The following is a 26,652-nucleotide window of genomic DNA, read 5'->3' as shown; positions in this document are numbered from 1 at the left end:
TCCCAGCACCGGTGACCGGGGGCTGGACACGGGGTGAACTCACCAGATCGGATGGACTTGCCTGCGGTGCGGCGGGAGCAGCTTGTCGCGCAGGCGCGGCACCGGCGCGCGGTCGTTGCCGTGGCCGTAGCTGATCGGCTGCAGGTCCGGGCTCACCGCGCGCACCACGCGGAACGGGCCCATCGCCACGTCCGCGCTGGTCACGTCCACGATGGCGACGCGCACCGAGGCCGCGCCGAGCACGCCCGCCAGGTCGGCCACCGAGGTCTCCGGCACGGGTTCGACAAGATCGCGCAGGCGGGAGGTACCGCCGCAGCGGAGCCGGTCGAACGCGTCGACGCGGGCCTTCGGGAAGAAGTAGGCGGCGTGGTCGAGCATGGCGCGCACGTCCTGCGGGTGCTGCGGCACCGGGTGGGCGCGGTCGCGCAGCAGCGCGGCCAGGTGCGGCGCGGTCTGCGCGAGTTCGAGCAGCGCGGCCCGGATCGCGTTGCGGGGCGAGCGGTCGGCGCCGAGGCCGAGGGTGACGCCGGGCCAGCGGCGGCCGTCGCCCAGCGACAGCGCCACCGCGGTGACGCCGTACATGCTGGTCGGCAGCAGATAGACCTCGACGCCAGGCCCCTGCGCTTGCAGCGCGTCGACGATGGCGCGCAGGTCGACGTCGAGGGTCTCGTCGAGGTCGACGTAGCGGCCCTTGGCGCCGGTGAGCCAGGCGGCCATCATCGCGTCGCGCTCGACCAGTTCGAGCACCGCGCGGGTGGTGGCTGACTCGGCGTCGGTGCCCGCGGCGAGGCCGTTGGACGTGCCCTGGCTGATCAGATGCTCGCGCAGCAGCGTCATCGACAGATACGTGAACACCGCCGGGACCCACACCGATCGGTCGGTGCCCAGCCACGTGCCGCGCACCCACGGGTGGTCGACGCGGCGGTCGAACGCGGCGAACTCGAAGCCCGGGCGGCGATAGGTTTCCGGCTCGTACAAAGGGAAGTCGCGCGGGTCGAGCACGTCGCCGTCGAGGTCGGCGGGCCGCGCCCACACGATCCGGCCACCGTCGGGCAGCGACGGCGCGTACCGCTCGATGGCCTCCCCCACCGCCGACACGATCGCGGCGCAGCGGGTGGCGCCCTTGCCCCAGCCGATCGGCAGCGCGCGCGGCACCCCGTCGGCGTCGAGCCGGTGCGGCGGCGCGGCGGTGGCGACGAAGGGCAGGTCGGGGCCGGTGCCGAGGGGCTGTTTCAGCGCGATCCACGGGATGACGCCGGTCAGCGGGTCGACCCAGCCCGCCAGCGACTCCAGCAGCACGGCCGGGTCGTCGCCGGTCGGCAGGCTCACGGTGCCCAGGCCGTCGGCGCCGCCGCAGACGTCGCAGTCGGGCAGCGGAATCACCCGGTGCCACAGCACCTCGCCGTCGACGATCTCGGCGACGTGATCGACGAGCTCCTTGGCGCCGTCTTTCAGCAACTCGATGATCTTGTCCAGCTGCGGGTCGGGGAGGTCGAGAACCCCCGCGACCGAGCCCTGGCTGCCGGTGCGCTCGACGTCGTCGATCAGCTTCGGCGGCACCGCGGTCGTCCGGTCGGGGTCGTCGAGCAGCGTCGGGGGCACGGCCGTCGTGCGGTCCGGGTCGTCGTCGCGGACGACCTGGGTCTCGTCGGGGTCTTGGGCGCTCTTGATCGCGGCGGCCAGGCCCGGGAGCGGCCGGGAGTACGGGGTCTCGGTGTGCGACACGCGCGGGGTGATCGTGCCGCGCGAGGCCGCGGCGGCGGCGACCCGCCGCTGGCGCGCGCAATCGGCGCAGCCGGGCAGGCCGGGGGTCGAAAGCGGGCCGACCAGCGCGCGCTCGCCGTCGAGCAGGATCGCGGCGGCGGGCAGGCGCGCGGCCCTGGCCCACCGGCCGAACTTGACCACCGAGGGGTCGCCCTCGGCGACGAACAGAGCCAACCGCGCCGTTGGTGGCACGGGACGCCCGGACCCGGCGAAGACCACGACGGCGTCGCCGAACTCGCGCGCCACGCGCGCGGTCAGCGTGGCCTCGGTGACCTGCCGGGCCCGGTCCGTCTGCTCAGCCCGCACGCACCCGCCCCATCTCCTTGGCCGAGGCCTCGATCGACCGGGCGGCCAGCTCGACCTGGTCGACCTGCGCCTGCATCACGTCGAGGCTGTGCGCGACGAGCTTGTACTCCGCCGGGGTGGTGATCCCCTTCAGGATCTCCCAGAACCGCAGCTTGTCGTCGTCGTCGCCGCCCAGCAGCGACAACAGCGCCGCGGTGTTGCGCTGCAGTTTGATCACTCTGGCTTCGAGATCCCTGGTGTCTGGCATGGCCGCCTCCGGTGATTGCCTACCTCGGTCAGAAGGAAGGAGTCGGCAACCAGTCGAGGGATACATTCTGCACCCGAATCATCGCAGGTCACATCACGTGCGCGAGGAACTCCCCGGTGTAGCTGCCCTCGACCTTGAGAACGTCCTCCGGCGTGCCCTCCGCGACCACCATGCCGCCGCCCGAGCCGCCCTCGGGTCCCATGTCGACGATCCAGTCCGAAGTCTTGATCACGTCGAGGTTGTGCTCGATGACGATCACCGAGTTGCCCTTGTCGACCAGCCCGTTGATCACGCCCAGCAGTTTGCGGATGTCCTCGAAGTGCAGGCCCGTGGTGGGCTCGTCGAGGATGTAGACCGTCTTGCCCGTCGACCGCTTCTGCAGTTCGCTGGCCAGCTTCACGCGCTGCGCCTCGCCGCCGGACAGCGTCGGCGCGGGCTGGCCGAGCCGGACGTAGCCGAGGCCGACGTCGACGAGGGTGGCCAGGTGGCGGTGGATGGCCTTGATCGGCTCGAAGAACGCCGCCGCCTCCTCGATCGGCATGTCGAGGACCTCGGCGATCGTCTTGCCCTTGTAGTGGACCTCCAGCGTCTCCCGGTTGTAGCGCGCGCCCTTGCAGACCTCGCACGGCACGTAGACGTCGGGCAGGAAGTTCATCTCGATCTTGATCGTGCCGTCGCCCGCGCACGCCTCGCAGCGGCCGCCCTTGACGTTGAACGAGAACCGGCCCGGCTGGTAGCCGCGGACCTTGGCCTCGGTGGTGGAGGCGAACAGCTTGCGCATGTGGTCGAACACGCCGGTGTAGGTGGCCGCGTTGGACCGCGGGGTGCGGCCGATGGGCGACTGGTCGACCTGGACGAGCTTGTCGACGAGGTCGAGCCCGCGCACCCGCGTGTGCCTGCCGGGGACCTGGCGGGCGCCGTTGAGCTTGTTGGCCAGGACCGTCGCCAGGATGTCGTTGACCAGCGTCGACTTGCCCGAGCCGGACACGCCCGTCACCGAGACCAGGCAGCCCAGCGGGAACGACACGTCGATGCCGCGCAGGTTGTGCTCGCGCGCACCGACCACCGTCAGCTGGCGCTTCTTGTCGATCGCGCGCCGGACCATCGGCATCGGGATGCTGCTGCGGCCCGCGAGGTAGGCGCCCGTCAGGGACTGCTTGTTCTTCAACAGGTCCTTGAACGTGCCGCTGTGCACGACCTGGCCACCGTGCTCGCCCGCGCCGGGTCCGATGTCGACGATCCAGTCGGACTGGCGGATCGTGTCCTCGTCGTGCTCGACGACGATCAGCGTGTTGCCCAGGTCGCGCAGCCGGGTCAGGGTCTCGATGAGCCGGTGGTTGTCGCGCTGGTGCAGGCCGATCGACGGCTCGTCGAGGACATAGAGGACACCCACGAGGCCGGAGCCGATCTGGGTGGCGAGCCGGATGCGCTGCGCCTCGCCGCCGGACAGCGTGCCGGAGGCGCGGTCCAGGGACAGATAGTCGAGGCCGACGTCGAGCAGGAACCGCAGGCGGGCCTGGATCTCCTTGAGCACCGCGCCCGCGATCATCGTCTCGCGCTTGCCCAGCGTCAGGCCGTCGAGGAACGCCGAGCACTCGCTGATCGACATCGCGGAGACGTCGGCGATGGAGCGGTCACCCTGGTCCTTGTGGGCCAGGGTGACGGCGAGGATCTCCGGTTTGAGGCGGGAGCCCTGGCACGCGGGGCACGGGACCTCGCGCATGTAGCCCTCGTACTTCTCCCGCATGTACTCGGAGTCGGTCTGCTCCTGTCGGCGCTCCAGGAACGGGATCACGCCCTCGTAGGCGGCGTAGTACGAGCGTTCGCGGCCGTAGCGGTTCTGGTAGCGGACGTGGACCTGGTCGGCCACGCCGTGCAGCACGGCTTTCTGCGCCTTGGCCGGGAGCCGCCGCCACGGGGTGTCCATCCGGAACCCGACGGCCTCGCCCAGCGCGGTCAGCAGCCGGACGAAGTACTCGGCGGTCTGGCCACCCGCCCACGGCGCGATCGCGCCGTCGCCCAGGGACAGTTCGTCGTCGGGGACGACCAGCTCCGGGTCGACCTCTTTCTTGATGCCGATGCCCGTGCACGTCGGGCAGGCGCCGTAGGGCGAGTTGAAGGAGAACGAGCGCGGCTCCAGGTCTTCCACGCCGAGCGCGTGGCCGTTGGGGCAGGCCAGGTTCTCGGAGAAGCCGCGGAACCGCGCCGGGTCGTTCTCCGGCAGGTCGACGAACTCCAGCTCGACCAGGCCGTCGGCCAGGCGCAGCGCGGTCTCGACCGAGTCTGTGAGCCGCTGCTTGGACGTCGCCTTCACCGAGAGCCGGTCGACGATCACGGCGATGTCGTGCTTCTCCTGCTTCTTCAGCTTCGGCGGGTCGGCCAGGCTGTGGACGACGCCGTCGACCAGGGCGCGGGAGTAGCCCTGCGTCTGGAGCTGGGAGAACAGGTCGAGGTATTCGCCCTTGCGGCCGCGGATGACCGGGGCCAGGACCTGGAACTTCAGGCCCGGCTCCATCGCGAGCACCTGGTCGACGATCTGCTGCGGGGTCTGCTTGCTGATCGCCTCACCGCAGGTCGGGCAATGCGGCTTGCCCGCGCGCGCGTAGAGCAGGCGCAGATAGTCGTAGACCTCGGTGATCGTGCCGACGGTCGACCGCGGGTTGCGGCTGGTCGACTTCTGGTCGATCGACACCGCGGGCGACAGGCCCTCGATGAAGTCGACGTCGGGCTTGTCCATCTGGCCGAGGAACTGGCGCGCGTAGGCCGACAGCGACTCGACGTAGCGGCGCTGGCCCTCGGCGAAGATCGTGTCGAACGCCAGGCTGGACTTGCCCGACCCGGACAGGCCGGTGAACACGATCATGCTGTCGCGGGGCAGGTCGAGGTCGACGCCGCGCAGGTTGTGCTCCCGGGCGCCGCGAACGACGAGGCGGTCGGCCACTGAGATCCCTTCGGTAGTGCACGTGGGCGGATCGGGCACGGGCGTAACCCATGAGCGACGATCAGCTGAGTGTGAGTGGCCACGAGTGGCCGACCCCCATGCTCGCACGGGGCACCGACAATTCTCGCGGACCCGGGTTCGTCATGCACCCGCGAAGCGGTACCCGCGAGTAACAACCCTCCCCTAGTCTGGATGCCGGGGCAACATTGCCCCGTTCACCGCCAAACTCAGCTACGGGGTCCGCATGAGTGGGTTGAACACGTCCACGCACACCACCAACGGCACGCTGGCCGCGGTCGAGGCGGCCACGGCCGTGCTGACCGGCGTGGTCGACAGATTCGGCGAGGCCGACTTCGCCAAGCCCAGCCTGCTGCCGGGGTGGACGCGGGGACATGTGGTCACCCACCTCGCGCGCAACGCCGACGCGCTGGTCAACCTCCTGACCTGGGCGCGCACGGGCATCGAGCACGCGGCCTACCCGAGCCGGGTCGACCGCGACGCGGCGATCGACGCGGGCGCGGGCAGACTCGGCCAGGTCCAGCGCGAGGACCTGATCGCCGCGTCCGGGCGGTTCCTCTTCGAGGCCCGCAGGCTCAGCGACACCGACTGGTCGGCCTCGGTGCAGCACCCGCAGGGCGAGCCGATCCCGGCCACCGAGATCCCCCGGCGCAGGCTGTTCGAGGTGTGGACGCACCTGGTCGACCTCGACGCGGGCGTCGGCTTCGACGATGTGCACGCCGAGCACGTCGACACCATGCTCGAACGGGCCGTCGACCCGGTCCTTGCCCGCACCGGCGGGGCGCCGGTGCGGCTGCTGGTCGAGCTGCCCGACGGCCGTCAGCGCAGTTGGGAGTTCGCCATCGGCGCCCAGGACACCGAGCTGAGCGGGTCGGCCGCCGCCGCGCTGACGTGGTTGACCGGCCGCGGCCGTCCCGACCTGGGCGGCACCCCGCCCGAACTGGGCGCCTGGGGCTGACTCGGCACCTGGGGCAGGTCCCGCACCGCCGCCGCCACCGCGACCGCCGCCACCTTGGCGCGGTGCCACACCTGGCCGGTGAGCAGGCGGTGGGCGGGCCGCTCCACGAACTTGGTCATGGCCCAGCCCAGCAGGACCGCCATGGCCACGCACGCGGCCAGCCGTCCCCACGGCCCGACGCCCGCGTCGAGCAGGAAGCGGGCGAGGACGAAGCCGAGTTCCTGGTGGACGAGGTAGACGCCGAAGGAGATGCCGCCGAGCCACCGGATCGGCCGCGCGAGGTCACGCAGGCCCGGGATGTCCCAGTCCGGGCCGCCCGCCGCGGCGATGATCCCGATGATGATCACGCCGAACGCGATGGTCGACCAGGTGTCCGCGAAGTACGAGTGCGCGTCCTGCGCGACGAGCGCCGCGGTCACGTAGAAGCCGAGGTGGCGCGCGGACATGCGGTTCTGCGTCCACAGCCAGATCGCCACGCCGACGCCGAACAGCGCGACCCGGTGCAGGGCCAAGCCGTCGAACACCGACTTGAACCACTGCGGCGCGTCGTCGCCGCGGAACACGCGCAGCACCAGCGGAATCAGGATGAGCGCCCACAGCAGGCCCGTGAGCGCCTTGCCGCGCCGCCACCGCGACGGCCACAGCAGGGCCGCGGCGATGAACGCCATGACCTGCAGCGGGAAGGTCCAGTAGGACGCGTCGATCCAGTGGAACTCCGGCGACCACGCCTGGATGAGCAGCAGATTGGCCACCAGGTCGGTGACATCGGGCACATACCACCCGAACTTCTCGGCGACGGCCCGCGTGACGAAGTACGTCAGCACCACCGCCAACAGGTACGCGGGCAGCAGCCGGGCCAGCCGGTTGCGCAGCCACCACCCGGTGTCGCCGCGACGCACGGTGACACAGACGAAGTAGGCCGAGATCACCATCAGCGTGCTCGCGCCGAACTGCAGCGTCAGCACGAAGGGGTAGGGCCCCAGCTCAGGGTGGTTGATCGGGGATTGGTGGGTGACGTGCTGCACGACCACCGAGTAGACGGCCAGCACGCGAATGACGTCCCAGCTCAACTTTCGCGGGGACCGCTTCACTGTCTGTGTGTTCGGCACGAGCTCACAAGTGATCGGCGACAGGGTCCAGTTCCAGGTAACGCTCAGATAACAGGGTAATACCTGCGCGCCCGCACCGCCGATCTGGGTGGAACCGGCGGTGGCAGGCAGACTACCGTCGGCGACCGTGGACCTCGTCGACGACTACACCGGCCATGTCGAGCCCGGCGGCCCGGCCGCCCGCCGCTCCCTCCCCGCGCTGACGATCACCAAGGTGTCCGTCGGCCCCTACGACAACAACGCCTACCTGCTGACCTGCACGGCCACGCAGGAGGCCCTGCTCATCGATGCGGCGGCGGACCCCCAGCGCCTCTCCGACGTCATCGGCTACGGCAAGGACCGCCCGACGCTGCGCACCATCGTCACCACCCACCAGCACGGCGACCACTGGCAGGCCCTCGGCGCCACCGCGGGCGCCTTCGGCGCGAACACGATCGCCCACGAACTCGACGCCTCAGTGCTGCCGGTCCCCCCGGACCGCTTCGTGACGCAGGGGGATGTCGTGCCGGTGGGTGAGGTGGAACTGGAGGTGATCCACCTGCGCGGCCACACCCCGGGCTCCATCGCCCTGCTGTACCGCGACCCGTCAGGCCCCGCCCACCTCTTCACCGGCGACTCGCTCTTCCCAGGTGGCGTCGGCAAGACGGGCACCCCGGAAGCGTTCGAGTCGCTGCTCAACGACGTCGAGCGGCGTGTCTTCGACGTCCTTCCCGACGACACGGTCTTCTACCCCGGCCACGGCGACGACTCCACCCTCGGCGCCGAGCGTCCCCATCTCGGCGAGTGGCGCGCTCGCGGATGGTGAGCTGACCGCATCGGGGTCGTCCGCATGTGGCCGGACGACCCCGGCGCCGACTACCGCAAGAACGCTAGTTTCGTGTGAGGTCGGCGGTGATCGGTCCGGGCCTGCGGTCCGGGGTGAAGCTGTAGCCCAGCCCTGCCGGTGTCTCGCTGATCGTGGTGTAGCCCGCGGTGCGGCACAGCTCGTTCGGTGACGTGGGATCGGGTTCACGCGTCTCGCGCAGGACTATGGCCTCCTGAGAGCCGCGCTCCAACGTCAGCGTTCCCACGCAGCCGAGGCCGGGGTAGGTCGCCGTGCCCACCTGTTCGCCGAACTGGCCTTGCTTGAGGGTGATCTCGGCCGTGTAGTCCTTCGCGCGCGGGTCCTGTGCCGCCATGGGGTCCTGCACGCGGGCGGCCTTCCAGGCGCCGACCCAGTCGGTCGGGACCCTGCCCACCTGCTCAGTGCACTGGGCTGTGGTCAGCAGGGCGGACATGTCGCGCTTCGGGTAGGGGCCGAGGATGCCGCTGTTGTAGCTGATCATCGCCAGGTCCCCCCATAGGCCGCGGTAGCCGTACCAGGGTTGGTCGCGCAGGGCGCGCAAGTCGGTCCACGTCGACCACCGGGTGTGCTTTCCGGTCTTGTCGGTGCCCAACTGCTGGCCGTCGGTCCGCGAGAACTCCCCCACGAACGCGTAGGAGGCGTGCGAGCCGTTCGCCGAGAACGTCACCGGGTGGTCGCCTTCGGTGTCCAGACGCTCCCACGTGACCTGACACGCGGGCACCTTGTGCTTCGAGTACGCCACCGCGACCGCCCGGTCGCCGTCGACCTGCACGGCCACCCGCTCCCAGTCGGCCTCGTGGTCGTTGTTGAAGTCGTTGTACGAGTAGAAGAACCAGTACACGTACGCGCCGACTCCCGGCCGCTCGCCCGGTACGTACTCCCAATACGCCGGCGCGGTGACCACCCCGTCGGCGGGCTTGTTGCCGTCCCGCGCGTCGTCGTCGAGGTCGAGGACGAAGCCCTTGCCTGCGCCGTCCTTGGCCGCGAGGTCGGAGCGGAACACCACCGGGTTGTCGAGTTCGGAGCAGTCACGCTGGTTGCGGCGGAGTGCCGGGTGGGTGTGCTCGCCGCGGCCGAGTTTGACCGGGTCGGCGCGCTCGGCGACGACCTTCGGGTCGCCGCAGGGCGCGCCGTGGTCGAACCGGAGCGTGGAGCGGCGCACGAACTCGGTGGCGTCGGCGGGGAAGTTCTTCTCGTCCTTGTGCAGCCACACTTCCGGCGCGAACCGCTCGGCCAGCTCCGGCTTGCCCTGCTCGACCGGCTCCGCGGGCAGCGCCGGGGTCCACACCCGCGCGACCTCGGTCGCGATCGGGGTACGGGTGTCGCCGTCGACACGGAAGAGCTGCTTGTCGCGGGACAGCTCCACCGATGTGCCGTTCCCCAACTCCCGCACCGAGGTCAGGTCGCGGTCGTCGGTCCGCGTCCAGTCGACGCCGTCGTGTCGCCACTGCTGGTGCGGGAGCAGGTCGGTGCACCGGCGCGAGCTCAGCGAGGTGGTCGCCTCGCACTTCCACGTCCACGCGGTGGTGCGGATGGTGCCGTCCGCGGCCCACCACAGGCCCTCGCGACCGCTGTTCCACGCCTCGTCGGGCACGTCCGCGCTCTCCGCGCGCAACTCCCGGTCGGTGGTCACCACCTGCGGTGCCGGGCTCGTCGGGTCGAACCACACCACCGACGCGGTGCCGGTCTGGGCGCCAGTCGACCCGTTGCCGAGGTAGGCGTACACGGGTCCGTCCCGCCACCCGCGCGAGGTGTACTCGCCGCCGAACGGTGTGCCGATGTAGCCGGTGTTTCCAACCGTGGTGGTCTTGCCGGTGCCGGGCTCGAACACGACGACGTCGGTGAGCGGCCTAGCTCCGTCCTCGGTGATTCGGAACATGACCAGCCGCTCGCCCGCGCCGTCGATCGCCAGCAATCCTCTGGCTCCATCGAGCTCGGGCCGCACCGCGTCCAGTGGGCGCAGCGTGGCCACGTCGTAGGCGGCCAACTCGGTCGCGCTGTACTCGTCGATGGAGTAGACCTTGCCCCCGGCGACCGCGATGCCCGCGCACTGGCACGGCGCGGTCGCGGTCTCTCCCGTGGCGGTGTCGACCGAGACCAGCCTGGTCGAGGTCGCCAAGACCAACCGCGTGCCGCCCGGCACCCACTCGGCGTCGGCCACGGACTCGTCGGCGGTCAGGTCCAGCTCCATGACCGTTTTGGTCCCGTTGAGCACCCGGACTTCGGTGGGCGTCGCGTAAGCGACTACCGGCGGGACATCGACCTGCCGCGCAGGCACCGGCTCGTCCTTCGCCGACGGTCCGGGCGGCGGTGCGGTGCACGACGCGGCCATCACCACCGCCGCGGCCCCCATGATCAGCCCCAGCCCCCGCATTTGCCGCCTCCCCCGATTCGCCCTGCACAGACCGTAGCGTGCGAGCTGACCACAGGCTGGGGTTTGGGAGGACGAACGCGAGGCTGGCGGGGCCGCCCGCGCGAGGCGGCCCCTGGGGGGCCTACTTCAGGCCGACCACGACCGAGAGCACCTGGCCGTCATCGAGCCGTGCGCTGATCCGGTAGGTGTAGTTGGGCGTGAGTCCCTTCGTCTGCCAGTTGTAGATGTATTGCTGTGCGGTCGCGTCCCAGCGGAAGGTGCCGTCGGTGGTGGCCGTGTCGGCAGGGGCGGACTCGTTGACCGGGGCCGTGGTCAGGCTGCCCTTGACCGGGGTCAGCCACTGCGGAGCGGTTCGCGCCTGGACCAGAGCGCCCGCCGGGTTGCGCAGCTGGAACTTCACCGGGACGGTGCTGCCGGTCTTGAACACGCTGGTCGCCGAGCCGGGCATGATCGTCGGGTCGTTGATCGGCTGCAGGAATCCGCCGAACTTGTAGAGGTGGACCCGGAACCGTCCGGACGCCGTGGTGGTGTTGCCCGCGTTGTCCCTCGCCGTGGCTGTGAACGCATAGGAACCAGCGTCGAGCGCCGTGATCTGCACGGTGCAGCTGTCCACACCGGACACCGCGTCGGTCGCGGTGCAGGTCGCGGTGGGCGGGGCGCTGTAGACCGCGCCGTCGGCGACGCTCATGGCGACGATCACCGGCGCTTCCTGGTCGACGTTGATGCCGCTCAGGGTGGCCGTGGCGGAGTTGCCCGCCCGGTCGGTGACGGTGCGCGCCACCGACTGATTCGCGCCGTCGCCGAGGGTCACCGCGTCCGGGCAGGCGGTGGCCGGGATGCCGGAGCCCGCGTCGGAGCACGTGAAGGCGACGGTGACCGGCGAAGTGAACCACGGCTGCATGCCGCCCGCGATCGAGGCGGTGATGACCGGCTTGGTCTTGTCGAGCTTGACCGTCACCGAGTCGGTGCCGATGTTGCCCGCGGTGTCGCGCGCCGATCCGGTGACGACCTGGCCCGCCGTGTCGGTGCTGACCACCACGTCCGGGGTGACCGACGCCGCGTCGAGGCCGGAGCCCGCGTCGTCGTCCTTCGCGGTGAAGTGGACCGTGGTGTCGCTGTTGTTCCAGTCGTCGGCGTTGGGCGCCGGGCTGACCGTGTGGGTCACCGCGGGGGCGATGTTGTCCCACTTCAGCGCCACCGCGTTGACGGTCTCGGCGTTGCCCGCGTTGTCCACGGCCCAGTAGTCCACGGTGCCCGCGCCGCTGCCGTCGAGCGGGACCGACACGGTCTTGCTCGCGCCCGCGGCGACCTGCTCGGCGCCGCCGTCGACCCGGTAGTGGATCTCCTTGACCCCGGACAGCGCGTCCGCCGCGGTGAGCACGACGTTCGCGGTCGGGCCGGTGCACCAGCCGTTGGTCTTCGTGCACTGGTTGTTGCTGGTGGTGGCGGGCGCGGTGCCGTCGATGTTGATCCCGCCGACCGTCCGGCCCGCCGTGGAGTTGCCCGCGATGTCGGTGGCCGGATCGCTGGTCACCGACTGGTTCGCGGCGTCGGTCTTGAGCACCTTGCTCGTCGGGCAGGTGGCCACGCCCGAGCCCGCGGTGCCGTCGGCCAGGGTCGGGTCGGTGCAGGCGAAGTCCACCACGACCTCGTCGCGGTACCAGCCCGCGGCGTTCGGCGCGGTGATCGGTCCGCCGGTGATGGCCGGTCGGTCCGGTGCGGTCGATCGTCACCCCGGTCACCGACGCGGGCGCGCTCTCGTTGCCCGCCTTGTCCTTCACCGTCACTGGGCCCGCGCCGAGGTCGCGGCCCTCGCCGGTGATCACGCTGTCGGCGGGCTGGGTGGCCGTGTCGATGCCCGACAGCCCGTCCGCCGCGATCCACCCGACGGTGACGTCCTGGTTGTGCCACCCCTCGGTCGACGTCGGGGTGAGGCTGGGCGGGGTGAGGTCGATGCCGATCCCGCCGACCGTGGTGGACGCGGTCTTGCCGACCCCGTCGACCACGCTGCCGCCGACCGACTGGTCGGCGCCCTCGCCGGTCAGCTCGACCGGGTCGGTGCAGCCCGCGACGCCGGACTGGGTGTCGGCGCACGCGAAGAAGACGGTGACCGGGCCGTTGTTCCAGCCGTGCGCGTTGGCGGGCGTCCGGCTGCCCGAGATCGTCGGCACGGCGTTGTCGATCCACACCGCGAGGCTGTTGCCCGTGACGTCTTCGAGGTTGCCCGCGGTGTCGACGCTCCAGAACTCGATGACGTGCTTGCCCGCCGAGGTGAACGCGAACGGGCCCGCGTAGAGCTGCGACGAGCCTCCGTCAACGCGGTAGTAGGTCGCGGCGACGCCGGACAGGGCGTCCGCGGCGGTCAGGGTGACCTCGGCGGTGTCGGCGTGCCAGCCGCCGTCGAACGGGGCCGTCACCGAGGCCGCGGAGTGGGGCGCCGCCCGGTCGATCCCGATGCCGGACACCGTGGCCATGGCGGTGTTGCCCGCCTTGTCGGTGCAGGTGGCCGACGCCGAGAGGTCGGCACCCTCGCCGCTCACCGTACTGGGTTCGGGCGCGGTGAGGACGCCGGAGGCACTGTCGGTGCAGGTCCAGGTGACCGTGACGTCGCCGCTGCTCCAGCCGGTCGCGCTCGGCGCACCCGTCAGTGTCGGCGGCGTCTTGTCGATGTTGATGCCGGACACGCCCGCGCTGGCGGTGTTCCCCGCGGCGTCGGTCGCGTCGCCGGTGGCCGACTGGCCAGCGCCTTCGCCCAGCGTCATCGGCGCGCTACAGGTGTCCACACCGGACAGTGCGTCGACGCACTCGAACGTCACGGTGACGTCCTGGTTGTACCAGCCGTACTCGTTCGCCGCCGCGCTGACCGACGGGGTGACCACCGGGTCGGTCGTGTCGACGCTGACCGTCGCCGGGTCGGTCGCGGTGTTGCCCGCCGTGTCGACGGCGGTGCCGGACGCGTCCTGGTCCTTGCCCTCGGCGGCGACGGTCCGGTCCGGTCCGCAGCTCGCGACGCCGGAGCCGCCCGCGTCGCCGCAGGTGAAGGTGACCGAGACGGCGCCGTTGTGCCAGCCGTTGGCGTTCGCGGCGGGCGAGAGCGTGTGGCTGATCGACGGCGGTGTCTTGTCGATGTTCACGGTGGCGTTCTTCGGGGCCTCGGCGTTGCCCGCGTTGTCGACGCTCCAGTACGAGACCAGGTAACTGCCCTCGGCGCTGAACGCCAGGCTCGCGCCGGTCTGCGTGGCGCCGCCGTTGACCGTGTAGTGGGTCTCGCGGACGCCGGACAGCGCGTCGGCCGCGGTCAGCGCGACCGTGACATCGGTGTTGTTCCAGGCCGTCTGGGGCGCGGTCGCGCTGGTCATCGGCGCGGTCTTGTCGATGTCCACATCGGACAGCGTCGCGCTCCCGGTGTTGCCCGCCTTGTCCTCGCCGGTGCCGGTCGCGGACTGGTCGGCGCCCTCACCCTGGAGCACCACGGGTGCCGGGCAGGTGTCCACCCCGGACAACGGGTCGGCGCAGGCGAAGGACACGCTGACGTCCTGGTTGGTCCAGGTGCCGGGGACGTACGGGGTCGTCGCGGTCACCGTGGGCGCGGTCTTGTCGATGCTGACGGCGACCGACGCGGTTTCGGTGTTGTCGGCGTTGTCGGTGGCGGTGCCGCCGACCGATTGGTTCGCGCCGTCGCCGTTGAGCGTCCGCGACGCGGACGCGGTGCCGTCGGCGAGGCAGCTCTTGATCAGCGAAAGCGCGTCGGAGCAGGTAAACGACACGGTCACGTCGGTGTTGTGCCAGCCGAACCCGTTCGCCGGGGGCGTGCGCGATCCGCTGATCGACGGCTTGGCGGTGTCCCGCCGGACCACGACCGACGCCGTGGGGCCGACGTTGCCGAGCGCGTCGGTCGCCGTGCCGTTGACCGTCTGGCCCGGGGTGTCGGCCGAGACGGTCGTGCTCCCGGTGACCGAGCCGCCGCCGACGCCCGTGCCGTCGTTGGCCGTCCACGACACGACCACGGTCGCCTTGTTCCACCCGGCCGCGTTCGCCGCCGGGGCGAGGGAGGCGACGGCCGCCGGGCCGGTGTTGTCGAGCACGTAGGACGCGGTGGTCTGCGAGACCTTGGTGGTGCAGGTGTTGGCGTTGCTGCCCTCGCCGATGGTCACGAGGTGGCTCTGCACACCGTCGGAGGTGTTCGGCGCGAGCACCGCGAAGGTCCACACCGTGCGGGGGCCCGCCGAGGTCAGCTTGCCCACGCCCGCGACGTTGACGCAGCGGGCGGCGTTGTCGGTGTTCACCGTCAGCGTGAGCGTGGACCCGCTCTTCGCGTAGTACACCCCGCCCGCCGAGACCCCGCCCGCGGTGTACGCGACGGCGGGTGAGCCGAAGACGGTGGCGTCCGCCGCGGGCGCGCCGAGCACGGCGACGGCGGCGACGATTCCGAGCGCGAGTCCTCGACGGACAGTCCGATGCAGATCCATGGGTCACCGATTCCCAAGTGGGGGACGACCAGCGCCGATTCACCGCGGTCCGACGGGGGTCGCGCGCCGCGGACGGGTCGTTACCCAGTTCACACGACCGGTGACTTTCCGGGACTTTCGGCCCTGACCGGCGAGGTCCTCTGGCCACTGCGTGACTGTGTGGTCCTACGCTGACAAGGTCTTAGGCTGGTGAGCCGTTGGCGGTGCGGGGTCTGGTGGTCACGCTGGTCGGGTGCGCGGTGGCGCTGCACCTGCCCGCGACGGACCGCGACGCGCCCGAGGTGATCTACCGCAACGGCATCGTGCTCACGATGGAGGACGGTCAGCCACGGGCCGAGGCGTTCGCGGTGCGCGGCGGCCGAATCCTGTCCATCGGCGACGACGACCAGGTAAAGGCGCTTGCGAACCGCACAACCCGCGTCGTGGACCTCGGCGGCCGAACCGTGCTGCCGGGATTCATCGACTCGCACGCCCACTGGATCGGCGACGGCGCCATGGTCGGCTACACCACCGAGGCGGCCATCGACGCCGCCCTGCGCCGCGGCTGGACCAGCATCACCGAACAGTTCGTCGACGCGGGACGCCTCGGCACCCTGCGCGACCTCGACTCGGCGGGCCAGCTCCGGCTGCGGGTCAACGCCTACCTCCCGATGAACTTCGACGACGAGAAGTTCGGCACCTGGTTCCTCAACTATGAGCTGCGGCAGACGTACAGCCCGAACCTGCGCATCGCCGGGATCAAGCTGTTCCTCGACCACGACTGGGGAACCCGGTTCCACTGGGCGCAGGCCGAGCTCAACGACTACGTGCTGACCGCCCACCGCAACGGCTGGCAGGTCACCGCACACACCGTCAGCGCCGAGGCCCACGACCAGTACCTGACGGCGGTGGCGTCCGCGCTGTCCGCCCACCCCAACCCGAACGCCCGCCACCGCGCCGAACACGTCGTCCAACTCCGCGACGACCAACTCGCGCGGATGGGCTCGCTCGGCATGATCGCGTCCATCCAACCGGGACTCCCCGGGGACCTGGCGGCCGAGGCGGGGTTCCCGGAACTCGTGGCCCGCGGCCAGACCGGCTGGATAGCCCGCTGGCGCGACCTGGTGGAGAGCGACGTCCGCACGATCGGCAGCACCGACGTGCCGTGGCTGCTGCTGGGGGTGGCGGACCGCGCGACCCAGCTGCCGTATGGCTCACCGCTGGAGGCCGTCCACCAGGCGGTGACCCGCCAGAGCTACCTCGGCCGGACGCCGGAGGACTGGCAGCTGGCCCAGCGGCTGACTGTCGACCAAGCCCTTCGCCTGTTCACCGTCGACGCCGCTTACGGAACCTTTGAGGAAGACGTGAAGGGCAGCTTGTCCCCCAGCAAGTACGCCGACTTCGTGATCCTCTCCGCGGACCCGACGGCGGTTCCCGTGGACGCACTACCGAACATCCACGTACTCGCGACGATGGTCGGCGGAAAGCCACAGCACTGCGCCGTACCCGCGCTGTGCTGATCCTGGCGGCATCCGGGTGAATCCCCGTCCACTCCCCTACACCTGTTCGTTGCGTAATAGCGTCGCTACGAAACGTGAGAATTGGGTCTCGATGAGTCTGATCAACTGTCCTGTCCGGACGACCTTGTCGGTGTCCGGACCTAGTTGGTGGTGTCGGTCAGCCAACCTGACCTGTTGACCGATCCTCCGAGTCAGACGATGGAGTGGTGCTATCACGAATGCTCACGGGCAGCCGGGGGAACGGTCCGCGCCGGATAGCGCCACTGCGAGACGAACGCGACGATGGTCGGGCACAGGCTCAGCGAGCCCCAGACCAGGAACGCCGTCCAGTCCTCGCGCAGGAACACCCCCGCAACGATCGTGAAGACCAGGAACGCGCCACCGGCCAACAGTCCCCGCCAGGTCAATCGCTTGAGGTCATGCATCCGCTCGCGCTGCTCGTGGTCCATCTCGCGCTTCCCCACCCGCCAACTTCCCACATCAAGCGAGACGCAGGACGATTCCTGGTGGTGCGCGTCCGCCGCGCGGACGGCGTGGCCCGGATTCCGCCAACTAGTCCTGACACACGCACGCCACACTGCCGGACCTAGGTGGCTGCACCGTTGTCCGACAAGTTCAACCGGACAGGACACCATCCGTCAGCGCGACAGGTTCGGCTTAGGGCGATGGCAGGGTCAACGAGGCCATGGCCCCGTCTGCGCCGCGACCGGCAGCGCCTGGTGGCGGCGACCCGGGCCAGGGACTACCTGTGGTGGGCCAGCCCCGATTCCCACGAGCCGCGGGGTTGATCGTCTGCCACACTCCCGCTAGACCGTCTGGGTGAGGGAACTCGTCCAGCAGTACCAAGGGGTGCGAGCGATGGCCGATCAGCGGACGCGGGCCGCGGAGTTGTGGTTTCGGCAGCGGGGCCTTCCCACGATCACGCGACGCCCCGCGGCGCAGTGGTTGACGCGGATGGTGCCCGCGCTCGTGTTCGTCGGCATCTACGTCCTCATCACCTCCGGCTTGCAGGTGGTCGACGGCCAGCCCGACGAGGATTTCGAAGAGCTCATGCGCAACGACACCGTCTACGCGATCTACCTCGCGCTCATCGTCGGTTTCCTCGTCATCCCCGCCATCGGCGCGTGGCTGGCGGCGCGGTGGCTGCGGGCGCGGGTCCTGACCGACACCGGCAAAGCCACCGCGGGCGTGGTGGCCGCCCTCTTCGTCGTCGGTATCCCGCTGTTCGACTACTACGTCTACGAGTACGACTTCCTCTACAGCCTCTGGTTCCAGCTCGGCGCCTTCGTGGTGATCGCGGTGTTGACCGTCGTCGGGGCGGGGGCGGTCTTCGGGTGGGCGCTGCGGTCGGCGCTGGAGCAGGTGAAGTCGCTGGGGCGGGTGACGACGCGGGCGCTGCCGTTGCTGCTGCTGTTCACCGTGTTCGGGTTCCTCACCAACGAGATCTGGCAGATGTCCGCTGGGCTCAGCGGCGCGGGGATGTGGTGGACGGTCGCGTTGTTCGCGCTGGTCGCGGCCCTGTTCCTGCTGTCGATGATCCCCGGTGAGATCAGCGGGCTGGTCGACGCGCGCGGCGAGGTCGAGCTGCACGGGACGCCGTTCGGTGGGGAGCCGGAGGCCGCGCGGGTGCCGCTGCGGCCGACCGAGCGGGCGAACCTGGTGCTGGTCCTGGTGTGCACCCACCTGCTGCAGGCGCTGTTCGTGGCGGTGGTCATGTTCGGGTTCTTCGTGGCGTTCGGGTCGGTGGCGGTGAAGCGGGACCTGATGAAGACCTGGAGCGGCCGCGACCTGACCGGTGGGCAGATCCTCGGCGTCAAGGTCGCGGCGCCCGCCGAGTTGTTGCAGGTGGCGCTGTTCATCGCGGCGTTCTCGGCGCTGTACTTCGTCGCCTCGACCGCGACGGACACGCTCTACCGCGGGCAGTTCTTCGACCCGCTGACCCGGCACATGGCGGTCAGCTTGGCCGCGCGGGACGTCTATCTCGCGAAACTTCCTTCCGCCCCGATGTCGAGAACCCGGCGGCGGCCCCGACCCACTGGTGAAGGCGCCAAGATGGGCGCATCCCTCAGGAGGCCGAAACCATGAAGTTCATGCTGCTGATGAATTACCACGTCGACGGCGTCGAGCCGATCACCGAGTGGGCGCCGGAGGACATCAAGGCGCACATGGAGTTCCAGCACTCGTTCGGCAAGAAGCTGACCGACAGCGGCGAGCTCGTCGACGCGCAGGGGCTGGCGTGGCCGGACGCGGCGAAGAAGGTCGTCAAGAAGGACGGGCCCGCGGTCGTCACCGACGGGCCGTTCGCCGAGGCCAAGGAGTTCCTCGCGGGCTACTGGACCGTCGACGTCGAGTCGCTCGAGCGGGCGGTGGAGATCGCCGCCGAGGCGTCGGCCGCGCCCGGGCCGCAGGGCAGGCCGCTGGGGCAGGAGATCCTGGTGCGCGAGGTCATGAGCGCGCCGCCCGCCGAGCAGTGAACCGGCCGACCGAGGACCTGCTGCGCACCCTGGCGCCGCAGGTCCTCGGCGTGGTCGTGCGCCGCCACGGCGACTTCGCGGCGGCGGAGGACGCGGTGCAGGAGGCGCTGATCGCGGCGGCGGCGCAGTGGGACACGCCGCCGGATAACCCGCGCGCGTGGCTGATCCAGGTAGCCTCGCGCCGGTATGTCGACGCGTGGCGCAGCGACGAGGCGCGCAGGCTGCGGGAGGACCGCGTGTCCCGCGAGCCGCCGCCAGGCGATGCCGTCGACCAGGACGACACGCTGGCGCTGCTGTTCCTGTGCTGCCACCCGTCCCTGACCCCGGCGTCGGCCATCGCGCTGACGCTGCGCGCGGTCGGCGGCCTGACGACGGCCGAGATCGCCGCGGCGTTCCTGGTGCCCGAGGCGACCATGGCGCAGCGGATCAGCCGGGCGAAGCAGAAAATCAAGGGCGTGCCGTTCGCGCCGTCGGCCGACCTGGCCCCGGTGCTGCACGTGCTGTACCTGATGTTCAACGAGGGCTACGCGACCAGCTCCGGCGCCACGCTCGTCCGCACCGACCTGTCCAGCGAGGCGATCCGCCTGACCCGCGCCGCCCGCGCGGCCCGGCCCGACCACCCCGAACTCGCGGGCCTGCTCGCCCTGATGCTCCTCACCGACGCCCGCCGTCCGGCCCGCACCGCGCCGGACGGGACGCTGATCCCGCTGGCCGAGCAGGACCGGTCCACCTGGGACGAGGCGCTGATCGCCGAGGGCTCGGCCCTGATCACCGACGTGATCGCGCGCGGATCCGTTGGGCCGTACCAGTTGCAGGCCGCCATCGCCGCCCTGCACGACGAGGCCGCCGACACCGACACCACGGACTGGCCGCAGATCCTCGCGCTGTACGGGCTGCTGGAGCGGATGACCCCGAACCCGATGATCACCCTGAACCGCGCGATCGCCGCGTCGATGGTCCACGGGCCGCTGACCGGCCTTTCGATCCTGGAATCGCTTGACGACCAGCTCAAGGACCACCACCGCCTGCACGCCGTTCGCGCGCACCTGCACGAGCGGGCGGGCAACCTGGCGGAGGCGGCGGAGCTGTATCGGACGGCGGCCCGACGGACGACGAGCGTGCAGGAACAGCGCTACCTGACCGCGAAGGCCGCCGAACTCGGCGTCTGACCGTCAGACCGCGACGACCGTCACCAGATCGCCCAATCCGGCGAAGTCGTCCTCGTTCCGCGTATACAAAGGCATTCCCCGCGAAGAGGCGATTGCCGCGATCATCAAATCCAGTCGCCGCGGCCGCGGATCCCGCTTCGCCGCCAACGTCAACGCGACCAGCGAGCCGTACCGGGCGGCGGCGTCGCTGTCGAACGGCAGCGGGTCGAATTCGACGATCGCCGCACCCAACTGTTCAGTGCGCGCCGCGCGAACCGCCGCGTCCTTGGCGAACGCGATGCCCTGGTGCAGCTCAGCCATGGTGATCGCCGTCAACTCGGGAACGATCGGCAGGGTGGTCGGATCCAGCTTCGGCAGGTCTATGTACACACAGGTGTCCAGCACGCCGACCTTGTCGCGTTCACGCACGCTCGCGCTCCCATGGGTCGTCGTCGCCGACGCGGTCCTCGGAACCGAAGAACTCATCCGCTTCCGCACGCATGCTCTCGTAGTCGACCGGGGGCAGCCTGCGGTGACGCTCGACCAGTTCCTCCGCGGTGAACTTCCGACGCCGGGCCACTGGGCGCACTTCCGCGATCTCCACACCGTTGCGGGTGACCACGAAGGTCTCGCCCGCCTCGACGGCGTCCATCACCGCGGCCGAGCTGTTGCGGAACTCGCGTTGGCTGATCACTCTCACCCGTCCAGTGTAGCCCCATGTAGCGCGTCTCGCTACCAGCGCCTGTGAGCCACGTCGCAACCCCTGGCTGTCACATCCTGGGGCGCCGCGTAGTCCTCCTGTTGACGAAAGGAGAAGTGCGATGACGCACCACATCGTTGTTCTCGGGGCCGGCTACAGCGGTCTCGTCGCGGCCAAGCTCGCCGCGCGGAATGGGAATCAGGTCACCCTGGTCAACGCGCGTGACCGGTTCATCGAGCGGGTCCGCCTGCACGAGCTCGCGGCGGGCCACCAGCTGCGCGACCGGCCGCTCGCCGACATGGTCGACGGCATCACCCTGGTGATCGACCGGGTCACCGCGATCGACCCCGAGGCCAAGCTCGTGCACCTGACCAAGGGCACCCCGATCCCCTACGACACCCTCGTCTACGCCCTCGGCAGCCAGGCCGATCTCGATGCCGTCCCCGGCACGCGGGAACACGCGTTCACTGTGGCCGACGCCGAGCAGGCCGCTCGGCTGCGGGCACGGATCGCGACGAGCGGGACGGTCGCCGTGGTCGGTGGCGGACTGACCGGGGTGGAGGCCGCGGCCGAGATCGCCGAGAGCAACCCGGACGTCAAGGTCCGGCTGGTGACCGGCGGCGTGCTCGGCGCCGCGCTGTCGGAGAAGGCGCGCAAGCACTTGCGGCGCGTGTTCGACCGGCTCGGGGTCGAGGTGCGCGACGAGGTGCGGGTCGCCGAGGTGCGGGCAGACGGCATCGTTCTCGACGACGGTGAGCACATCGGTGCCGACACCGTCGTGTGGACGACCGGGTTCCGCGTGTCGCGGCTGGCCGAGGACGCGGGGCTCGCCGTGGACGACCACGGGCGGATGGTCGTGGACGAGACGCTGCGGTCGGTGTCGCACCCGGACGTCTACGGCGTCGGCGACGCGGCCGCAGCGCGCCTGCCCGACGGCGACGAGCTGCGGATGGCTTGTGCCACCGGGATCCCCGCCGCGCAGCAGGCGGTGCGGGCGATCACCGACCGGCTCGCGGGCCGGGAGCCGAAGCCGCTGAAGTTCCGCTACGTCAACCAGTGCGTGAGCCTGGGCCGCCGCGACGGGCTGATCCAGTTCGTCCGCCACGACGACACCCCGGTCGAGCGGGTGCTGACCGGGCGCGTCGCGGCGTTCTACAAGGAGGCGGTCGTGAAGACCGCGGTACTGATCCAGCGCCATCCCGGGATTCCTGGCAGCTTCTAGGGATGCGCTTCCGAACGACTGTCGAACTGGGCGGCAAGACCGCGACCGGCTTCCGGGTGCCGGAGGAGGTGGTGGCCGGGTTCGGCCGGACCAAGCGGCCCCCGGTCACCGTCACGATCAACGGCCACACCTACCGCAGCACCGTCGCGGCCTACGGCGACGACTACTACCTGCCGCTCAGCGCGGAGAACCGGACCGCGGCGGGGGTCGCCGCGGGCGACGACATCGAGGTCGACGTCGAACTCGACACCGAGCCGCGCGTCGTCGAGGTCCCGCCCGACTTCGCCGCCGCGCTGGCCGGGGCACCCGCCGCCCTGGCGGCGTTCGAGGCCCTGTCCTACAGCCACAAACGTCGCCACGTCCTCGCCATCGACGACGCCAAGACCCCGGCGACGCGGGAGCGGCGCATCGCCAAGGCCGTCGCCGACCTGTCAGGCTGACAGGAAGGCGCCGAGCGCGTCGAGCAGCTCACCCGTGCCGTGCTCGCGGAACTTGGGCTGGTCGAGGCCGTCGAGGAACGCGCCCTGCTCGGTGTATGTCATCAGGGTGCCCTCACCTTTGGGCTTGATCTCCAGCGTGCCGACCGACACCGACATGCGCGCGTCGTCGACGTACATCTCGTAGCAGGTGACGATGCGCTCGTTGGGCACGATGTCGTAGTAGGTCGACTTCATCGTGTGGATCGGGCCGCCTTCCGGCCCGCCGCTGTTGGTCTCGGTCCCGCCGACCCGGAAGTCCAGCTCGGCGGGCTCGCCGTCCCAATCCTCCGGCCCCTTGAACCACTGGGCTTTGACCATGGGGTCGGACCACGCCTGGAAGACGCGCTCCGGCGCGGCCGGGTAGACGCGCTCGATGACGAAGGTGGCGTGGGTGACGGACCGCTCGGTCATGTCGAAGAGCCTTTCTCTGGGGTTTCGGTCTCGGCGAGGAGGTCGCCGAGCCGGTCGAACCTGCGTTCCCAACTCGCCTTGCGTTCGGTGATCCACTGCTCGGCCATGTTCAGCGCCTTCGGCTCGATGCGGCAGGTGCGCACGCGCCCGACCTTCTCGGACTTCACCAGCCCACTCGCTTCGAGGACCGCCAGGTGCTGCACCACGGCGGGCAGCGACATGGCCAGTGGCTTGGCCAGCTCACTGACCGACGCGGGCCCACGGCCGAGCCGTTCGACCATGCTGCGTCGACTCGGATCGGCCAGGGCCTGGAAGACCAGGTCGAGCTCGTGGCGTTGGTTAAGCACATGCTTAAGTATTGTCGGCTGCGCCGAGATGTCAAGTCGTTCGTGAGATCAGGGCGATCTAATCCGGCCGATCCAGACTGGCGGCCAGTTCGCTCAACCCGCGAGCGGCCGCGGCGAGCCGCAAGAAGGTCCACCAGTCGGCGCGCTCGGTTTCATCGACGGGCTCGCGCCTGGCGAGCCAAGCAGCCCGCCCGGACTCGTCCAAGTCCCGGAGATGCCGGACATATCCGGCGAACGACTGCTCCCGGCCGCGGTACCGCTCGCGCGCCTGCCGCGCTGGATCTCGCGGCCCGAGCATCTTGTGGACTGTCCCCTCGGAATCGACGACGACCCCGATCCGGCTCGCGGGCTCCCAGTACTCCAAGTACTCGCCGGACTTTCCGGCGTCCCACTGTCGCAGCCGGAGCCCGCTGTCCTGGACCGCGGCGGCGAGGTCGTCGAAGGCGAGTCGGTCCCGGAATGTCCCATAGCGATCGCCCAACTGCGCTTCGACACCGCCGCGTGCCGCCAACCACGCGAGCCGGTGCACCTGCGCGCCGTAGTACGCCACAGACTGGCCGTTCCAGCCGAACTCGATCAGGCCCAGATCCGTCAGCGGTGGCTCGATTTCGACACCGAACACCGCCGCCACCTCAGCCTGGGTGCTGGTGTGGTCGAGGCCGAGGACCGCCCCGGTGATCACCAGGTCGACGAAGAAATCCAGGTCGTTCACCAGCGGTCTGCGCCGTTCGATGGGGCCGGAAAAGAAAAGGCGACCCTGCCGTCGGGGGGTGACAGGGCCGCGCTCTAGTTGTCGCCGGAACCCCCCTCCGCGTTACCGCCAGGGTGGGTCGTCGCGCGCGGGGTCCCCGAGGCGGGGCAGGATGGCGGGGAAGCAACAGCGAAATCTAGGAGTGATCATGGCTTTGCAGAAGCCCGAGGTCGAGCCGTACGAGGGCGACGCGCCCGCGGACTTGGTGATCGAGGACATCACCGTCGGCGACGGCCCCGAGGCCACGCCCGGCAAGACCGTCACCGTCCACTACGTCGGCGTGGCCCACTCGACCGGCGAGGAGTTCGACGCGTCCTGGAACCGGGGCGAGACCTTCGCGTTCCCGCTCGGCGGTGGCCGGGTCATCCAGGGCTGGGACCGCGGTGTCGCGGGCATGAAGGTCGGCGGCCGTCGCAAGCTGGTGATCCCGCCGCACCTGGGCTACGGCGACCGGGGTGCCGGTGGCGCGATCAAGCCCGGTGAGACGCTGATCTTCGTGGTGGACCTCATCGGCGTGTGACGCCGTGGTGGGGCTCCCGGACCGGGAGCCCCACAGGGCTCAGTCGAGCAGCGCCCGCACCGCGGCCGGGTCCTCGACGTGGGCGCTGTGCCCGAGTCCGGGGAGCACGACCGGGTCGGCCACCAGGGTCCGCAGGTGGTCGGCGGGGCTCATCGGGTCGTTCTCCCCCGCCGCCAGGCGCACCCGGCCGCGCGCGGCGGCGAGCAGGCCGGGCAGGTCGGGACGACCGACCGCGAACGCCGCCGGGTCGAGCGCGAGCCGCCAGCCGTCGCCGTCGGAGACGACCATGCGGGAGTCCGCGGCGACCGACGGCAGGCCCGCGACTTTGGCCGCACGGTCGGCGGCCTCCTCGCGGGTGGCGAACACCCGGCTCGGCTTGGCCGCGATCTCCGCCGCCTTCGCCAAATCCGCCTGCGACCAGCTCACCTTGATCCCGACGCCGCACACCGCGGTCACCTCGACGCCGAACCAGCCGCTGGCCAGCGCCAAGCCGACGACGCCGCCCAGGGAGTGGCCGAGCACGGTGACCGGGCCGTCGACCAGACCGGCGACCGCGGCGGCCAGCCCGCCGAAGGAGTACCGGCCCGCGGGCGCGGACGCGCCGTGGCCGGGCAGGTCGGGGGCGATCCAGCGGCCGGGCCAGAGCGGGGTCACGCCCGCCCACACCTCGGCGCTGCCGCCGAGGCCGTGCAGCAGCAACAACGTGGGTCCGTCGGTGCCGCCGCGTTCGACATGAATGTTGTCCACGCCCGCGATCTTGCCGTACACAATGGGTCCATGGGCACCGACGCCGCGCCGATCCTCGATCCGGACACCTACCGCACCGCGGTGCCCCACGACCTGCTCAGAACCCTGCGCGCCGAGTCGGCCGTGCGGTGGGTCGACGAGCCGGACGGCCCGGGCTTCTGGGCGGTCCTGCGCCACGCCGAGGTGCGGCACGTGCTGCGCTCCCCCGACGTTTACTCATCGCAGCTCGGCGCCACCCAGATCCGCGACCCCGCGCCCGAGGCCCTGACCTACGTTCGGCGGATGATGCTCAACCAGGACCCGCCTGACCACAACCGGCTGCGCGGCCTGCTGACCAGGGCGTTCACCCCGCGCGCCATCGCCAGGCTGACCGACCGGATCGACGGCTGGGCCCGGGAGCTGGTCGGCCGGATCGACGGCGAGACCGACTTCGCCAAGGACGTCGCCGCCGACCTGCCGCTGCTCACCCTGGCCGAGGTGTTCGGCGTGCCCGCCGAGGACCGGTGGCTGATGTTCGACTGGAGCAACCGCGTCATCGGCTTCCAGGACGACGAGTACGCCGTCAGCGACACCCCCGGCGCCGCGTCGAGCGAGCTGGCCCAGCGCGCGCTGCGGCTGCGGCCGAAGCCGGACGCCGACGGCCGGATGCCCGACCCGCGCACCCGCGCGGGCATGCCCGACCTCTACGCCTACGCCCACGACCTGGGCGAGGTGAAGCGCCACTCGCCAGGCGACGACGTGATGAGCACCCTGATGTCCCATGTGGACGACGAGGGCGGCAGGGTATCGATCGAGGAGTTCGAGAACCTGTTCTGGCTGTTCTCGGTGGCGGGCAACGAGACCCTGCGCAACGGCATCCCCGGCGGCATGATCGCCCTGATGTCCCATGTGGACTCATATCGGGCGCTGCGCGCGACGGGACTGGTCGACCAGGCGGTCGAGGAGATGCTGCGCTGGTGGACGCCGGTCATGCACTTCCGCCGGACGGCCACAGTGGACACCGAACTGGCCGGGACGCCGATCGCGGCGGGGTCGAAGGTGGTCGTCTGGTTCTCCTCGGCCAACCGCGACGAGCGCGTCTTCCGCGACCCGGACACCTTCGACATCACCCGAACCGCGGGCGAGCACCTGAGCTTCGGCCACGGCCCGCACTTCTGCCTGGGCGCCCACCTGGCCCGCGTCCAACTGCGCGCGATGTTCCGCGCGGTCCTGGACCTGCCGGGCAGGCTGACGTTCGCGGGTGAACCGGTGCGGCTGCGGTCGAACTTCCAGAACGGGATCAAGAGCCTGCCGGTCACCCTCGTCGACTGGTGACCGGCAGGCC

General features: G+C 70.7%; 25 protein-coding genes and 2 pseudogenes. 13 read left to right on the top strand and 14 right to left on the bottom strand.

Going from position 1 to position 26,652, the window contains the following annotated elements; translation table 11 throughout:
- Positions 1–39: 39 nt before the first annotated feature.
- From ACSHT8_RS01050 to uvrA, 3 genes are all read right to left on the bottom strand, one after another.
- On the bottom strand, positions 40–2,070 hold the full coding sequence (locus ACSHT8_RS01050; protein ID WP_436496788.1) for a YcaO-like family protein: 2,031 nt from the start codon (positions 2,068–2,070) through the stop codon (positions 40–42).
- Complete coding sequence (locus tag ACSHT8_RS01045) at positions 2,060–2,317, bottom strand: hypothetical protein (RefSeq protein WP_436496786.1); 258 nt, start codon at positions 2,315–2,317, stop codon at positions 2,060–2,062. The genes ACSHT8_RS01050 and ACSHT8_RS01045 overlap by 11 nt, the downstream gene beginning before the upstream one ends.
- A gap of 88 nt (positions 2,318–2,405) precedes the next feature.
- Positions 2,406–5,258, bottom strand: coding sequence for an excinuclease ABC subunit UvrA (gene uvrA / locus ACSHT8_RS01040; RefSeq protein WP_436496784.1), 2,853 nt, complete (start codon positions 5,256–5,258; stop codon positions 2,406–2,408).
- A gap of 244 nt (positions 5,259–5,502) precedes the next feature.
- On the opposite strand from uvrA, the pseudogene ACSHT8_RS01035 reads away from it, so the two are divergent.
- A pseudogene (locus ACSHT8_RS01035) lies at positions 5,503–6,123 on the top strand (maleylpyruvate isomerase family mycothiol-dependent enzyme); the annotation flags it as partial.
- Here ACSHT8_RS01035 and ACSHT8_RS01030 read toward each other — a convergent pair.
- Complete coding sequence (locus ACSHT8_RS01030) at positions 6,096–7,304, bottom strand: acyltransferase family protein (RefSeq protein WP_436496782.1); 1,209 nt, start codon at positions 7,302–7,304, stop codon at positions 6,096–6,098. The pseudogene ACSHT8_RS01035 and the gene ACSHT8_RS01030 sit on opposite strands and share 28 nt — an antisense overlap.
- 166 nt (positions 7,305–7,470) lie before the next feature.
- Here ACSHT8_RS01030 and ACSHT8_RS01025 point away from each other — a divergent pair, with 166 nt between their 5' ends.
- On the top strand, positions 7,471–8,148 hold the full coding sequence (locus tag ACSHT8_RS01025; RefSeq protein ID WP_436496780.1) for an MBL fold metallo-hydrolase: 678 nt from the start codon (positions 7,471–7,473) through the stop codon (positions 8,146–8,148).
- Positions 8,149–8,212: 64 nt separating this feature from the next.
- Here the strand turns inward: ACSHT8_RS01025 and ACSHT8_RS01020 are convergent, their stop codons facing one another.
- Entirely contained in the window at positions 8,213–10,561 is a 2,349-nt protein-coding gene (locus tag ACSHT8_RS01020; RefSeq protein WP_436496778.1) for a hypothetical protein, read from the bottom strand.
- A 121-nt stretch (positions 10,562–10,682) separates the two neighbouring features.
- Positions 10,683–12,203: a PxKF domain-containing protein gene (locus ACSHT8_RS01015; RefSeq protein WP_436496776.1), complete on the bottom strand. Its 1,521-nt coding sequence runs from the start codon at positions 12,201–12,203 to the stop codon at positions 10,683–10,685.
- Between the two features lie 74 nt (positions 12,204–12,277).
- Here ACSHT8_RS01015 and ACSHT8_RS01010 point away from each other — a divergent pair, with 74 nt between their 5' ends.
- Positions 12,278–12,856, top strand: coding sequence for a hypothetical protein (locus tag ACSHT8_RS01010; protein WP_436496774.1), 579 nt, complete (start codon positions 12,278–12,280; stop codon positions 12,854–12,856).
- On the opposite strand, the pseudogene ACSHT8_RS01005 reads toward ACSHT8_RS01010, so the two are convergent.
- Positions 12,826–13,920: pseudogene (locus ACSHT8_RS01005) on the bottom strand (OmpL47-type beta-barrel domain-containing protein); the annotation flags it as partial. The gene ACSHT8_RS01010 and the pseudogene ACSHT8_RS01005 overlap by 31 nt on opposite strands.
- On the opposite strand from ACSHT8_RS01005, the gene ACSHT8_RS01000 reads away from it, so the two are divergent.
- The 3 genes from ACSHT8_RS01000 to ACSHT8_RS00990 all read left to right on the top strand — a co-directional run bounded on the left by ACSHT8_RS01000 (position 13,880) and on the right by ACSHT8_RS00990 (position 16,529).
- Entirely contained in the window at positions 13,880–14,650 is a 771-nt protein-coding gene (locus ACSHT8_RS01000; RefSeq protein ID WP_436496772.1) for a hypothetical protein, read from the top strand. The pseudogene ACSHT8_RS01005 and the gene ACSHT8_RS01000 overlap by 41 nt on opposite strands.
- 24 nt (positions 14,651–14,674) lie before the next feature.
- Positions 14,675–14,881 carry a hypothetical protein gene (locus ACSHT8_RS00995; protein ID WP_436496770.1) on the top strand — a complete coding sequence of 69 codons (207 nt, stop codon included), beginning with the start codon at positions 14,675–14,677 and terminating at the stop codon, positions 14,879–14,881.
- 352 nt (positions 14,882–15,233) lie between these two features.
- Positions 15,234–16,529 (top strand): amidohydrolase, encoded by a 1,296-nt coding sequence (locus ACSHT8_RS00990; RefSeq protein WP_436496768.1) that lies wholly within the window; start codon positions 15,234–15,236, stop codon positions 16,527–16,529.
- A gap of 212 nt (positions 16,530–16,741) precedes the next feature.
- On the opposite strand, the gene ACSHT8_RS00985 is transcribed toward ACSHT8_RS00990, so the two are convergent.
- Positions 16,742–16,978: a hypothetical protein gene (locus ACSHT8_RS00985; protein WP_436496766.1), complete on the bottom strand. Its 237-nt coding sequence runs from the start codon at positions 16,976–16,978 to the stop codon at positions 16,742–16,744.
- Positions 16,979–17,483: 505 nt separating this feature from the next.
- Here ACSHT8_RS00985 and ACSHT8_RS00980 point away from each other — a divergent pair.
- Genes ACSHT8_RS00980 through ACSHT8_RS00970 form a run of 3 tightly spaced genes read left to right on the top strand, consistent with a single transcriptional unit; the run spans position 17,484 to position 20,172 of the window.
- Complete coding sequence (locus ACSHT8_RS00980; RefSeq protein ID WP_436496764.1) at positions 17,484–18,614, top strand: hypothetical protein; 1,131 nt, start codon at positions 17,484–17,486, stop codon at positions 18,612–18,614.
- Entirely contained in the window at positions 18,611–19,003 is a 393-nt protein-coding gene (locus tag ACSHT8_RS00975) for a YciI family protein (RefSeq protein WP_436496762.1), read from the top strand. The genes ACSHT8_RS00980 and ACSHT8_RS00975 overlap by 4 nt, the downstream gene beginning before the upstream one ends.
- Complete coding sequence (locus tag ACSHT8_RS00970) at positions 19,000–20,172, top strand: RNA polymerase sigma factor (protein ID WP_436496759.1); 1,173 nt, start codon at positions 19,000–19,002, stop codon at positions 20,170–20,172. Before ACSHT8_RS00975 ends, ACSHT8_RS00970 begins: the two co-directional genes overlap by 4 nt.
- Positions 20,173–20,175: 3 nt before the next feature.
- On the opposite strand, the gene ACSHT8_RS00965 is transcribed toward ACSHT8_RS00970, so the two are convergent.
- Positions 20,176–20,556 carry a type II toxin-antitoxin system VapC family toxin gene (locus ACSHT8_RS00965; protein WP_436501953.1) on the bottom strand — a complete coding sequence of 127 codons (381 nt, stop codon included), beginning with the start codon at positions 20,554–20,556 and terminating at the stop codon, positions 20,176–20,178.
- A 16-nt stretch (positions 20,557–20,572) separates the two neighbouring features.
- Positions 20,573–20,851: a type II toxin-antitoxin system Phd/YefM family antitoxin gene (locus ACSHT8_RS00960; RefSeq protein WP_436496757.1), complete on the bottom strand. Its 279-nt coding sequence runs from the start codon at positions 20,849–20,851 to the stop codon at positions 20,573–20,575.
- A gap of 121 nt (positions 20,852–20,972) precedes the next feature.
- Here ACSHT8_RS00960 and ACSHT8_RS00955 point away from each other — a divergent pair, with 121 nt between their 5' ends.
- Both ACSHT8_RS00955 and ACSHT8_RS00950 read left to right on the top strand, forming a co-directional pair.
- Entirely contained in the window at positions 20,973–22,073 is a 1,101-nt protein-coding gene (locus tag ACSHT8_RS00955) for an NAD(P)/FAD-dependent oxidoreductase (protein ID WP_436496755.1), read from the top strand.
- A 2-nt stretch (positions 22,074–22,075) separates the two neighbouring features.
- A complete protein-coding gene (locus tag ACSHT8_RS00950; protein WP_436496753.1) occupies positions 22,076–22,513 on the top strand; it encodes a YdeI/OmpD-associated family protein in 438 nt (145 codons plus the stop codon).
- Here ACSHT8_RS00950 and ACSHT8_RS00945 read toward each other — a convergent pair.
- From ACSHT8_RS00945 to ACSHT8_RS00935, 3 genes are read right to left on the bottom strand one after another with little or no spacing between them, the layout of a single operon-like run.
- Entirely contained in the window at positions 22,505–22,963 is a 459-nt protein-coding gene (locus ACSHT8_RS00945; RefSeq protein ID WP_436496751.1) for an SRPBCC family protein, read from the bottom strand. The genes ACSHT8_RS00950 and ACSHT8_RS00945 overlap by 9 nt on opposite strands.
- Positions 22,960–23,310, bottom strand: a complete 351-nt coding sequence (locus tag ACSHT8_RS00940; protein WP_436496749.1) for an ArsR/SmtB family transcription factor — start codon at positions 23,308–23,310, stop codon at positions 22,960–22,962. Before ACSHT8_RS00940 ends, ACSHT8_RS00945 begins: the two co-directional genes overlap by 4 nt.
- Before the next feature lie 58 nt (positions 23,311–23,368).
- On the bottom strand, positions 23,369–24,022 hold the full coding sequence (locus ACSHT8_RS00935) for a hypothetical protein (RefSeq protein ID WP_436496747.1): 654 nt from the start codon (positions 24,020–24,022) through the stop codon (positions 23,369–23,371).
- A 187-nt stretch (positions 24,023–24,209) separates the two neighbouring features.
- Between ACSHT8_RS00935 and ACSHT8_RS00930 the strand changes: the two genes are divergently transcribed.
- Positions 24,210–24,581, top strand: a complete 372-nt coding sequence (locus ACSHT8_RS00930) for an FKBP-type peptidyl-prolyl cis-trans isomerase (RefSeq protein WP_436496746.1) — start codon at positions 24,210–24,212, stop codon at positions 24,579–24,581.
- Between the two features lie 39 nt (positions 24,582–24,620).
- Here ACSHT8_RS00930 and ACSHT8_RS00925 read toward each other — a convergent pair whose 3' ends face one another.
- Complete coding sequence (locus ACSHT8_RS00925) at positions 24,621–25,328, bottom strand: alpha/beta fold hydrolase (protein ID WP_436501952.1); 708 nt, start codon at positions 25,326–25,328, stop codon at positions 24,621–24,623.
- Between the two features lie 30 nt (positions 25,329–25,358).
- On the opposite strand from ACSHT8_RS00925, the gene ACSHT8_RS00920 reads away from it, so the two are divergent.
- Positions 25,359–26,642, top strand: a complete 1,284-nt coding sequence (locus ACSHT8_RS00920) for a cytochrome P450 (RefSeq protein WP_436496744.1) — start codon at positions 25,359–25,361, stop codon at positions 26,640–26,642.
- Positions 26,643–26,652: the final 10 nt, after the last annotated feature.

Origin of the sequence: Actinokineospora sp. HUAS TT18, from assembly GCF_051364635.1 — a bacterium.
In the GTDB taxonomy this organism is placed as follows: Bacteria; Actinomycetota; Actinomycetes; order Mycobacteriales; family Pseudonocardiaceae; genus Actinokineospora.
The sequence above is the reverse complement of the archived record's forward strand: the minus strand, read 5'-3'. Positions and strand labels throughout refer to the sequence as shown.

What these genes read in the sequence shown, in the direction of transcription:
- ACSHT8_RS01020 (WP_436496778.1), bottom strand. Translation starts at nt 10,561, where the DNA reads ATGCGGGGGCTGGGGCTGATCATGGGGGCCGCGGCGGTGGTGATGGCC.
- ACSHT8_RS00980 (WP_436496764.1), top strand. Translation starts at nt 17,484, where the DNA reads ATGGTGCCCGCGCTCGTGTTCGTCGGCATCTACGTCCTCATCACCTCC.
- ACSHT8_RS00945 (WP_436496751.1), bottom strand. Translation starts at nt 22,963, where the DNA reads ATGACCGAGCGGTCCGTCACCCACGCCACCTTCGTCATCGAGCGCGTC.
- ACSHT8_RS00955 (WP_436496755.1), top strand. Translation starts at nt 20,973, where the DNA reads ATGACGCACCACATCGTTGTTCTCGGGGCCGGCTACAGCGGTCTCGTC.
- ACSHT8_RS01045 (WP_436496786.1), bottom strand. Translation starts at nt 2,317, where the DNA reads ATGCCAGACACCAGGGATCTCGAAGCCAGAGTGATCAAACTGCAGCGC.
- ACSHT8_RS00985 (WP_436496766.1), bottom strand. Translation starts at nt 16,978, where the DNA reads ATGGACCACGAGCAGCGCGAGCGGATGCATGACCTCAAGCGATTGACC.
- ACSHT8_RS00975 (WP_436496762.1), top strand. Translation starts at nt 18,611, where the DNA reads ATGAAGTTCATGCTGCTGATGAATTACCACGTCGACGGCGTCGAGCCG.
- ACSHT8_RS00930 (WP_436496746.1), top strand. Translation starts at nt 24,210, where the DNA reads ATGGCTTTGCAGAAGCCCGAGGTCGAGCCGTACGAGGGCGACGCGCCC.
- ACSHT8_RS00950 (WP_436496753.1), top strand. Translation starts at nt 22,076, where the DNA reads ATGCGCTTCCGAACGACTGTCGAACTGGGCGGCAAGACCGCGACCGGC.
- ACSHT8_RS00920 (WP_436496744.1), top strand. Translation starts at nt 25,359, where the DNA reads ATGGGCACCGACGCCGCGCCGATCCTCGATCCGGACACCTACCGCACC.